At 63.7% G+C, this 10866-nt stretch carries 11 protein-coding genes and 1 tRNA gene; 5 read left to right on the top strand and 7 right to left on the bottom strand.

The features are described 5' to 3' along the window. The coding region (locus tag H7A19_17905) for a hypothetical protein (protein ID MCP5476707.1) at positions 1–190 on the top strand (190 nt) is incomplete at its 5' end. 292 nt (positions 191–482) lie between these two features. Here the strand turns inward: H7A19_17905 and pgi are convergent. The 5 genes from pgi to pcnB form a co-directional block, all read right to left on the bottom strand. Beyond that, positions 483–2108 (bottom strand): glucose-6-phosphate isomerase, encoded by a 1626-nt coding sequence (pgi, locus tag H7A19_17900; protein MCP5476706.1) that lies wholly within the window; start codon positions 2106–2108, stop codon positions 483–485. 252 nt (positions 2109–2360) lie between these two features. After that, positions 2361–3206, bottom strand: a complete 846-nt coding sequence (locus H7A19_17895) for a pantoate--beta-alanine ligase (GenBank protein ID MCP5476705.1) — start codon at positions 3204–3206, stop codon at positions 2361–2363. Between the two features lie 564 nt (positions 3207–3770). Next, entirely contained in the window at positions 3771–4598 is an 828-nt protein-coding gene (gene panB / locus H7A19_17890; protein MCP5476704.1) for a 3-methyl-2-oxobutanoate hydroxymethyltransferase, read from the bottom strand. Between the two features lie 15 nt (positions 4599–4613). Continuing rightward, on the bottom strand, positions 4614–5120 hold the full coding sequence (gene folK / locus H7A19_17885) for a 2-amino-4-hydroxy-6-hydroxymethyldihydropteridine diphosphokinase (protein ID MCP5476703.1): 507 nt from the start codon (positions 5118–5120) through the stop codon (positions 4614–4616). Between the two features lie 2 nt (positions 5121–5122). Beyond that, positions 5123–6484, bottom strand: a complete 1362-nt coding sequence (pcnB, locus tag H7A19_17880; protein MCP5476702.1) for a polynucleotide adenylyltransferase PcnB — start codon at positions 6482–6484, stop codon at positions 5123–5125. A 94-nt stretch (positions 6485–6578) separates the two neighbouring features. Here pcnB and H7A19_17875 point away from each other — a divergent pair. Next, positions 6579–6653 (top strand) — tRNA-Glu (locus tag H7A19_17875). A 20-nt stretch (positions 6654–6673) separates the two neighbouring features. Further along, on the top strand, positions 6674–6997 hold the full coding sequence (locus tag H7A19_17870; protein ID MCP5476701.1) for a ferredoxin family protein: 324 nt from the start codon (positions 6674–6676) through the stop codon (positions 6995–6997). Positions 6998–7022: 25 nt separating this feature from the next. Here the strand turns inward: H7A19_17870 and bamC are convergent, their stop codons facing one another. Next, positions 7023–7616 (bottom strand): outer membrane protein assembly factor BamC, encoded by a 594-nt coding sequence (gene bamC, locus H7A19_17865; protein ID MCP5476700.1) that lies wholly within the window; start codon positions 7614–7616, stop codon positions 7023–7025. 50 nt (positions 7617–7666) lie between these two features. Beyond that, positions 7667–8536, bottom strand: a complete 870-nt coding sequence (locus H7A19_17860) for a 4-hydroxy-tetrahydrodipicolinate synthase (protein ID MCP5476699.1) — start codon at positions 8534–8536, stop codon at positions 7667–7669. A gap of 161 nt (positions 8537–8697) precedes the next feature. Here H7A19_17860 and H7A19_17855 point away from each other — a divergent pair, with 161 nt between their 5' ends. Beyond that, entirely contained in the window at positions 8698–9258 is a 561-nt protein-coding gene (locus H7A19_17855) for a transcriptional regulator (GenBank protein MCP5476698.1), read from the top strand. A 108-nt stretch (positions 9259–9366) separates the two neighbouring features. Beyond that, positions 9367–10764, top strand: coding sequence for a PhoH family protein (locus H7A19_17850; protein ID MCP5476697.1), 1398 nt, complete (start codon positions 9367–9369; stop codon positions 10762–10764). Positions 10765–10866: the final 102 nt, after the last annotated feature.

The raw sequence follows: 10866 nt of genomic DNA, 5'->3' as shown, positions 1-10866 counted from the left end.
ACCGAGTTCACCCGCGGTGGTGACGGCCTTGCGGGCGCGCGCGAATGATGCTGATGACACCGTGCGCGACGCGGTTTCCTGGGCGCTGGCGCGGCAACAGTCGCGGCGGCAGCCAGAGCAGTTTCCATCGGCACTGGATCGCGGCGATCAGGTTCGCCTTCCGGGAAATGCGACGCCGTGGCTGTCGTAGGTCCAGACTTGTCTGGACGCTTTCCCTGGTTCGCTATCCGGGCTGGAGCGTTCAGGCAAGTCCAGACCCACGTGCAAAAACCAATTTCTGAGGGAGGTTGATACCAAGAGCATCACGCGGAGTTCGCAAAGTAGAAGCAGAGAGAACGCTGAGAAAGGCAGGCTGAGGACGTAAAGCTCTTCTCTGCGTTCCCTCTGCTCCTTCTCCGCGTTCTCTGCGTTCCGCACTTCGTCCCCGGTGTGCCAGGGGTAGCGGTCGTCCGATCCCGGCCGGTCGCAACGCGGGGACGCCCCTACATCCAGTCTGCGCGCGCGCTTCGATAGCGCCGCAACAGCGCCTCGGTCGAACTGTCCAATCCGCTCATCGGCGCCTCGCCGGTGACCATGGGCAGCAGTTGCCCGCAGATTTCCTTGCCCAGCTCCACGCCCCACTGGTCGAAGGAATTGATGCCGAGCATGCGTCCGGCCAGGTACACCTTGTGCTCCATCAGCGCGATCAGTGCGCCGACCGAGCGCGCATCCAGCTGATCCAGCAGCAGCGTGGTGCTCGGCCGGTTGCCGGCAAACACGCGCTGGCGGGCACGCGCCTGCGCTGCTGCATCCGAGGGATCTGCTTCCTGCGCCAGCGCTTCGGCGTAGCTGCGCCCACGCAACAGTGCCGCACCTTGCGCCGCCATATTGGCAATCAAGGCATCGTGATGGCCGTCGAAATCGTGCTCGACCCTGGCCGCAGCGATGAAACTCACCGGCACCACATCGGTGCCCTGATGCAGGGCCTGGAAGAAGGCGTGCTGAACACTGGTGCCAACGCCGCCCCAGACTACCGGTGCGGTGGGATAGCTCATGGTCTCGCCGCTGACGTCCACCGATTTGCCGTTGGATTCCATCTCCAGTTGCTGCAGGTATTCGGGCAGACGGGCCAGGCGTTCGTCATAAACCACAACGGCGTGCGAGGGGTGCCCAAAGCCGCAGCGATGCAAGAGCTCGATCAGAGCCAGCAGGAACCCGGCATTGCTCTCCCAGGGCTCGTGCAACACGTGCTGGTCGATCTGGTGGGCGCCATCAAGGAGCGCGCGGAAGCGCCCGATCCCGAGGGCATAAACCAGCGGGAAACCGATCGCACTCCAGACCGAATAGCGACCACCCACTGCCTCACTGAAAGCCAGGATGTGGGTTTCGGGCACGCCCAGCGCCCGCGCCGCATCGGGCCTGGCGGTCACTGCGATCAGGCGCTGGCTGATCTCGGATTCGGTGAGACCATGCGCGCGCATCCAGTGCATCGCGCTGTCGGCGTTCATGCGCGTTTCCTGGGTGCTGAAGCTCTTCGAAGCCAGCACGAAGGCGCTGCGGCGGGGATCCAGATGCCGCAGGACCGCGTCCAGCGCGTTGCCATCGACATTGGCGACAAAGCGCAATCGACGGCCCGGCAGGGCCTGGGCACCCAGCGCCTCATAGACCAGCCTCGGCCCCAGATCGGAGCCGCCGATGCCCAGATTGACCAGGGTTTCGATACCCTCCTCGGCCAGCTTCTCACCCAGCGCCGCCATGCGCCGCAGTGCGCTCTGCATGTCGTCATGGCGGTCACGCAGGGCCTCGCTCACCGGCGTGCCTTCGGGCACACGCAACAGTGTGTGCAGCGCCGCACGGCCTTCGGACGCATTGACGGTATGGCCGTCAAACAGGGCTTTCAGCGCACCGCGCAACTGCATGCGCTCGGCCAGTTGCGCCGCGGCGGCGACCAGATCGTCGCTCAGCGCCTGCTTGGACAGATCCAGCCAGGCACCCGGCAACTCCAGCGCGAAACGCTGGGCGCGGCCCGGATCGCGTGCGAACATTCCGCGCAAATCGGCGCCAGGCCCGCGTGCATGCGCGCGCAGCAGCTGCACAAGTTCGGTACGCAACTCGGAAAACTCGGACATGGGGTCGCTCCGCAAGCCAGGACATTGAGGCCAAGTCTGGTCCCGACAGCACCGAATTTGAAGCGCCGGAATGCGGGCGAAAAAAAACCCTCACCAATTCGGCGAGGGTTTAATCGGAGTGACGATTACCTCAACGCGCCCTGCGTGCTCTAGCTGCGTGTTGCTTCGCTACCAGAGTGGTTGCAAAAGTACCACAGCATGTTGCGGAAATCCATACAGCGCCGCGGATTGTTCAGTTTTTTGCAACCTCGATCAGGATCTTGTGAAACGCAGGTTGTCGATCAGCCGCGCCCGACCCAGCCAGGCGGCCGCCAGGACTACCAGTTCCCGCTCCCCCGGCGCTGGCAGCTGCAGCGATTCGGCGGATCGCACTTCCAGATAATCGGGCCGGAATCCCTGCTCAACCAGATCGGCTCGGGCGGCCGCCGTGAGCCGGTCCACCTCATCACCGGCCTGGACGCCCGCAGCTACTCGCTGCAAGGCGCGATAGATGGCGCCGGCCTGCAGGCGTTCATCTGCGCTCAGATACTGATTGCGCGAACTCAAGGCCAGACCATCGGCGTCGCGGGCCGTCGGCGCTCCGACAATTTCGATCGGGAAACCCAGATCAGCGCTCATGCGTCGGATCAGCAGCAATTGCTGGTAGTCCTTTTCGCCGAAGACCGCGACATCGGGGGCCACGTGATTGAACAAGCGCGCCACCACAGTAGCAACGCCGCGGAAATGTCCAGGGCGCACCGCCCCGCAGAGGATTCCGGACAGACTGGGCACATCGACCCAGGCCTCGGTCTCGCCGAAGGGATAGATCGATTCAATGGTCGGGGTGAACAGCACATCGGTGCCCGCCGCCTTGAGGAACTCGGCATCGCGCTCCAGCGTGCGCGGATAGGCCGCGTAATCCTCGGATGGACCAAACTGGGTGGGATTGACGAACACACTGGCCACCACCCGATCCGCCAGCTCACGCGCCCGATCGATCAGCGAGATATGCCCCGCATGCAGATTGCCCATGGTGGGCACGAAGGCAATGCGCAGGCGCGCAATCCGCCACTCACGCAGCTCTTCGCGCATGGGCGCGGGCTCATTGAATCGATGCATTCCTGCTACTCCAAGATTGTGGATGTGTCATTGCGAGCCACCTGTTTCGGCGAGAAACTGCACACGGGCCATGAACCCGGTGTCGTAGGTCATGTTGTCCGCGTCAGCGGACTACGTGACATCGAATTGCGTCACGTAGCTCGCTACGCGAGCAACGTGACCTACAACAGCAAATCAACAACTTGCGATATGGGCTCGTGGAGAGTCACCTGTTTCGGCCCAACACTGCCTGCGAGCCATGAACCCCCGGCGTCATTGCGACCCCGGACTTGATCCGGGGGAAGCAATCCAGGGATGTGCGGCGCTACCCTGGATTGCTTCGTCGCTGCGCTCCTCGCAATGACGCATCAACAACTTACGATATGGGTTCATGGAGCGCCATGAACCGCAAGTTGCCCGTAGGAGCGACCTCGCGTCGCGACCAGCAAGCCGCACGTCCGCAGCGGTGGTCGCGCCGCAAGGGCCCTCCTACGGGTGGACGAAGCTGACGCTGTGCTCATGCGGACTTCAAATCAACAACTTACGATATGGGTTCATGGAGAGCGTAGCGAAGCAATCCAGGGCTCAGAAGCTATGCTCCGGCGTCGGAAAGCGCCGGGCGCGGACGTCTTCGATGTAGCGTTCGACTGCACCTTGGACGCTCCCGGTTTCGATCAGAAAATCCTTGGTGAAGCGCACTCGCTTGCCCGGGGTGATGCCGAGCGCATCGTAGCTGACCAGGATCTGGCCGTCGGTATCGACACCGGCACCGATGCCAATGGTCGGAATCGGAATGGCCTGGGTGATGTCGCGGGCAAGACTGGCCGGCACGCATTCGAGCACCAGCGCCTCGGCGCCGGCTTCGACCACGGCATGCGCCTGCTCAAGCATGATCCGCTGGGCTGCCTCCTCGCGACCCTGCACGCGGAAACCGCCCATGCGCAGGACCGACTGCGGGGTCAGCCCCAGATGAGCGCAGACGGGCACTTCGCGCATCGTCAGGAAGCGGATGACCTCCAGCACACAATCCTGACCGCCTTCGAGCTTGACCATGGCGGCGCCCGCATCGACCAGCATGCGCTGGGCATTGACCAGCGCCCGTTCCGGCGTGGCATAGCTGAGGAAAGGCAGATCGGCCATCAGCAGGGCGCGGCTGAGACCGCGACGCACCGCGGCGCAGTGATAGACGATGTCGTCGACCTGTGTCGGCAAGGTGGTGGCGTGACCCTGGATGACCATGCCGAGCGAGTCGCCGACCAGCACCACATCGATGCCGGCGGCGTCGAGCACATGGGCGAAGCTGGCGTCGTAGGCGGTCAGGGCGGTGATCACCTGTCCTTCCTGTTTCATCTTGCGCAGACCGGGAACACTCACCGGGCGTTGCGCAGGCACAGAGGCAGCAGAGGCGTACATGAATCTCCGGGCGGTCTAGTTCGGGGCGCAGGTCGCTGGCAGGCGCCAGCACAGGCTAGCGAATTCCGGGCTCAGCAGCGACCGCAGCGGAACAGATCCCGGCAGGATCAGTTCTGGTGACAGATCCGCCAGCGGCAACAGCACAAAGGCGCGATCCTGCAGGCGCGGATGCGGCAGTTGCAGATCGGGCTCGTCGATGCTCGCCGACCCGTACAGCAGCAGATCCAGATCCAGGGTGCGCGGGCCGTTGCGGCGGCCGCTGCTCCGATCGCGCCCCTGCGCCTGTTCGATCTCGAGCATGGCCAGCAGCAGTTGCCGTGGCGACAGCGAGGTGTCGATCGCGGCCACCGCATTGACGTAGTTGGCCTGATCCGGATCGCCCCAGGGCAAGGAGCCATACAGGGGCGAGACCGCTATCCAGCGACTGCCCGGCAACTGCTGCAGCGCGCTGACGGCACGGGCGATCTGCTGTTCCGGCCGATCCAGATTGCTGCCGAGGCCAATGTACGCGCGCTCTGCCATCGTTACTCGGCGGGCGCTGCCGGCGCACCCGGCGCCCGACGACGGCGCCGACGGCGACGCTTGGCGGGCGGCTCCTCTTCGGATGGCAGCGAGGCGGGACCCGCCTTCACGGCAGGTGCGGCCCGGAACAGGGCATCAAATTCATTCTCGCCGCAGGTCTGAGCCTTCTCCCAGCGCTCGGCAATCGGCCGCAGCAGCGGATCGACCTGGGCGCGCAAAACCATGAAGTCGAAGGCTGCACGGAAACGCGGATGACGCATCAGCCGGCGCGCACGGCTGGGCGAATTGGTTTCCAGTCGGGGTTGCAGCTCCCAGATTTCGCGGGTGACGATCGAAAACCGGCGCGGCAGCGCAACCCGCTCCATGGCGTCCTGAAACACGATCTCTGCGGCATCGGCCATCGCACCCTCGGCGTGGATGTCGATACCGGCGCAGGCCATCTGGAAGGGCTCCCACAGGAAGGCTGCAAACAGGAAGGCTGGCGTGATCGGCTTGTCCGCGGCCACCCGCAGATCGGTACTGCGCAGCGCCGCCCGGATCAGGGCGCCAGCATAGGGCTGGCCGGTATCGCTGTTGATGCTGACCGAGGGAAACAGATGCTCGAACAGGCGCAGTCTGAGCAGCTGCTCATAGCTCTTTTCGGCATGACCATAGAGGAACAGCTTCTGCAGATCGTCGAACAGTCGTGCTGGCGGAATGCCATCGAGCAGGTTGGCGAGGCGACCGATCGGCTCCTCGGTGCCGCGCTCCAGCGTGAAACCGAGCTTGGCGGCGAGGCGCGCAGCCCGCAGCATGCGCACCGGATCCTCGCGATAGCGTTGCTCTGGATCGCCGATCAGCCGCAGCTGACGCTTGTCCAGATCCTGCAGACCGCCGACGAAATCACGCACGGCGAAGTCGTCGATACTGTAATAGAGCGCGTTGACGGTGAAATCGCGGCGCCGGGCATCTTCTTCCAGCGTACCGAAGACGTTGTCGCGCAAGACCAGGCCTTCCGCCTCGACTTCGCGCTCGGGGTGATCCTCGCCCTCGACGCCGCCACCACGGAAGGTGGTGACTTCAATGATTTCGTTACCGAAGCGCACGTGGGCGATGACGAAACGACGGCCGATCAGCCTGCAGGTGCGGAACACCTTGCGGATTTCTTCGGGATGAGCGTCGGTGGCGACATCGTAGTCCTTGGGATCGCCGCCGAGCAGCAGATCCCGCACCGCGCCGCCTACCAGATGGGCCTGGAAACCGGCCTCACGCAAACCATAGAGCACACGCACCGCGGCCGAGCTGATCCGCTTGCGCGAAATGATGTGCTGTGGCCGCTCAAGCACCAGCGGCTGATGCTCGGAATGTCTGTCCATGTCGATCATCTACTATCCATGTAGTCAGAAGTTTGCGGGCACTTCGTCCCGCTGCTGGTTGTGGCGCGCCTTCACCACCGCTATTATTGCAGAGCTCAGCAAAGCTCCCTTCGTCTAGCGGTCAGGACGTGGCCCTCTCAAGGCTAAAACACGAGTTCGATTCTCGTAGGGAGCGCCAATTTCGGTACTTGCCCCCCAATGCCCTTTGTTGTCATCGAAAACTGCATCAAGTGCAAGTACACCGACTGTGTCGAAGTCTGTCCGGTGGATTGCTTTCATGAAGGCCCGAACTTCCTGGCCATCGATCCGGACGAGTGCATCGACTGCACCCTGTGCGAGCCCGAATGTCCTGCCAACGCCATCTTCCCCGAAGATGATGTGCCGGCAGGCCAGGAACACTTCATCGCGCTGAATCGTGAACTGGCGGCCGGATGGCCGACCATCACCACCCAGAAAGCGCCTCCGCCCGACGCCAAGGAATGGGACGGAAAACCGGACAAGCTGCGCCTGCTGGAGCGCTGAAAGCCCGGCTTTCCGGCCGCAGATCTCAACGCAGACGTGCTTCAACGGCACCCAGCACGGTCATGGCAGGATCGTCTTTCCGGGTAGCCCCGGAGGCATCCACGACGGTCACGATGGAACCCGCGTCGGCCTGCGCCACCTGCACGATCATTCTCGCCGAGGGCGCCTCGGCGCCGAACATGCGCTTGAACAGGCCCGGTCGAGGCGGCGGCGACGCCAGTTCAACATCGTAAGTCAGTCCTTCCGGGTTCTTCGCCAGTACCTTGCAGCACTGGCTGCGTTCCAGAGCGATGCCGACGCGCCGGAAAGCGCTGTCGGTGGCATCGGCCAAGGGCAGCACGGCATTGGCGGCGCGCGGAAAGCCGCTGCGAGCCACCGCCACGGTGTTGCCGAGCGTCGGCGGTGCGGTGTCCACATTGCTGGCCACACCTTGAACGGCGGGAACCTGGAGCGCCGGATTCGGCGCCGGAGCGATCAGATCGCCGGGCACCTTCAGCGGCGGAGTCTCCTTGGCATCTTCATAGATGATCTGCCGATCCACCCAGCTACAACCCACCTGCAGAGCCAGGGCCACCATCAGCAGCAGTTTTCCGTGACTGGTCCAGCGCGCTCGAGACATTCGGTCATCCGTTCCTGTTGTGTTTGATCGCGGCGTTTGCCGGACCAGGCTCATGCTGCCAGTGCGGTATCCAGAACCACGCCAGCGTGCCGCAATGCCGCGCCTAGCGCCGGACGATGCTCAGGCGACAAGGGTAACAGCGGCAGCCTGAGTACATCCTGCATGCGCCGCATCATGGCCAGCCCGGCCTTGACCGGCGTCGGGTTCGGCTCCAGCCCGGCGGCGGCGTACAGGGGTGCAAGCATAGCGTCGATTTCCCTCGCTGCCTGCATGTTGCCGGCCCGGGCGCTACGGTACAGTTCAGCGCAGGCTGCAGGTACGCAGTTGGCGACCACCGAGATCAGACCATCGGCACCCGCGGAAAATGCCCGCAAGGCTGTGGAGTCGTCACCACTCAGCACCGCAAAGCCCGGCTGACGCAAGCCCAGCAGCGCCTGCATGCGCGCCGGATCGGGCAAGGCTTCCTTGACGCCGATGATCCGAGGATGCGCCGCCAGCCGCGCCACTGTTTCCGGCTGCAGATCGACACCGGTGCGCGCCGGCACGTTGTAGAGAATGACAGGCAGCCCGCCGGCCTCGGCCAGTTGCTGGAAATGCGCCAGCAGGCCCGCCTGCGTCGGCCGCGAGTAATAGGGAGTGACCGCCAGAACCGCATCGGCACCAATGCCTCGCGCCAGCTGCGCCAGGCGCACAGCCCTGGCCGTCGAGGCGCCACCGGCTCCGGCAATCACCGGCACCCGGCCGGCAGCGCGGGACACGCCGATCTGCAACAGCGCCGCCAGTTCGGATTCCTCCAGCGCCCCGGATTCACCGGTCGATCCGCCGATCACCAGACCATGACTGCCCTGCTCCAGCTGCCAATCAACCAGAGCCTCGAAAGCCAGCAGATCGAGAGCGCCATTGCGCTGAAACGGGGTCACCAACGCCGGGATGCTGCCCTGTATGTGCACGAATGCTGGAGTCCATGATCAAGCTGACCCCCGATCTTACTTGCGGCATTTCCGAGCTGACAAGTATCCTGTGGGGCTCAGTCGGGCGTCCCTTCGGGCAGCTCGCGCCTCCGCCCCTTCAGCTGAAGACCGTGTCCGATCCCAATCCCCGCCCAAACGTCCCCGAGAATCATCTGCTGATCTCGGCCATCGCCCCCAATACGGTGGCGCTGTTGACCTTCATCGGCAAGCGCGTGCTGGATGCCGGCTGCAATCTGCTGGAGGCGCGCGTGGCCCTGCTGGGCCAGGAAGTATCGGTGTTGCTGCTGGCTTCGGGTTCCTGGGACGCCATTGCCAAGTGCGAGTCGGCGCTGGGCAAGGTGCAGCGTGACGATCAGATGGTGCTGACCATGCGTCGCACCAGTTCACGCGAGCTGACCGGCAGCAGCCTGCCGTACACGGTGGAAGTGATCGCTGCCGACCGGCCCGGCATTCTTTACCAGCTGGCTGAATTCTTCTCGCGACGAGGCATCACCGTCGAGGCGCTGAGCTCTTCGCGCTATCGCGCTGCGCAGACCGGTGCCGAGATGTTCTCCGCACAGATTTCCATCGGCATACCGGCGGCCGCCCATATCTCCAGCCTGCGCGAGGATTTCCTGGAGTTCTGCGACACCCTCAATCTGGATGCCATTCTGGAACCAATCAAGGGCTAGCAGCCTGTCCGCATTTCTCACACCTGACCGGCTGTCTGGAGTCACGCGCACGGCTGGCTGTTTTTGGGCATTCTCGGAGGGCACATCGCGCCCGAGCCCGGAGACCCAATGAGTCAGAAGAAGCGGATCTATGTTCTGGACACCAATGTACTGATGCACGACCCCAGCGCCGTGTTCCGCTTCGAGGAGCACGACGTCTATCTGCCCATGATGGTGCTGGAGGAACTGGACGCCGCCAAGAAGGGCACGTCTGAAGTCTCGCGCAATGTGCGCCAGGTCAGCCGCTTCCTCAATGAACTGCTGGAAGCCAACGGCGCCAACACGCTGGACAAGGGTATCGCCCTGAAGCGTCCCGACGGCCTTGATCTGGGACGCCACAAGCCGCGCGGTCACCTGCGCTTCCAGACCACCGCGAGCAAGGCCAACGGCCATAGTTTCGGCACGGTGATCCCGGACAACCAGATCCTGCACGCGGTGCTGCAATTGCGCGAAGATCATCCGCGCACCCCGGTGGTCCTGGTCACCAAAGACATCAATCTGCGGATCAAGGCCAAGATCCACGGGATCTCTGCCGAGGATTATGAAAACGATCGGGCGCTGGACGATCTGGCGCTGCTCTACACCGGCGTCGACCTGCTCAAGCCAGAGTTCTGGGGTCGCCATCCGGAGTTGGAATCGTGGTCTGAACGCGGCCGCACCTATTACCGCGTCAAGCTCAAGCGCGATGAGCGCTGGCATCCCAACCAGTTCCTGCACTTCGGCGACGACAATCAGGTGGCGCTGCGGGTACTCAGAGTTGAGGGCGGCAAGGCGGTGCTGCAGATCGTCGATGACTACCAGAACAACCCACATCGGGTCTGGGGCATCAGCGCCCGCAACCGTGAGCAGAACTTCGGCCTCAATGTGCTGATGGATCCGGAAGTCGATTTCGTCACCCTGCTCGGCACCGCCGGCACCGGCAAGACGCTGCTGGCTCTTGCCGCCGGCCTGGCGCAGACCATGGATCAGCAGCGCTACAAGGAGATCATCGTCACCCGGGCGACGGTGCCGGTAGGCGAAGACATCGGTTTCCTGCCCGGCACCGAAGAAGAAAAGATGACGCCGTGGATGGGCGCACTCAACGACAATCTGGAGGTGCTGGCCAGCCCACAGGATTCCAGCAACTGGGCTCGTCAGGCCACCAATGATCTGTTGTCTTCCCGCATCAAGGTGCGCTCGATGAGCTTCATGCGCGGACGCACGTTCCTGTCGCGCTATGTCATCGTCGATGAGGCCCAGAATCTGACTCCCAAGCAGATGAAGACCTTGCTGACCCGAGCCGGGCCAGGCACCAAGATGGTGTGCCTGGGCAATGTCGAACAGATCGACACGCCCTATCTGACGGAAACCACCTCAGGCCTCACCTTTGCGGTGGACCGTTTCCAGTATTGGCCGCACAGCGCGCATATCACCCTGCGCCGGGGCGAGCGCTCACGCCTGGCCGATTTCGCGTCGGAGGTGTTGTAACGGCACCACAGGCGCGCGGAAGCGAGCAAAGCCCAGCAGAAGCAGCGGAGCGAGCTCCGCTCTACCAGAGCGTCGGTGTACGAGGCTGTTTTAGTGCCGAGC

It is taken from the genome of Rhodanobacteraceae bacterium (genome assembly GCA_024234055.1).
In the GTDB taxonomy this organism is placed as follows: domain Bacteria; phylum Pseudomonadota; class Gammaproteobacteria; order Xanthomonadales; family SZUA-5; genus JADKFD01.
Note: the sequence above shows the minus strand (reverse complement) of the source record. Positions and strands in the feature narration are given on the sequence as shown.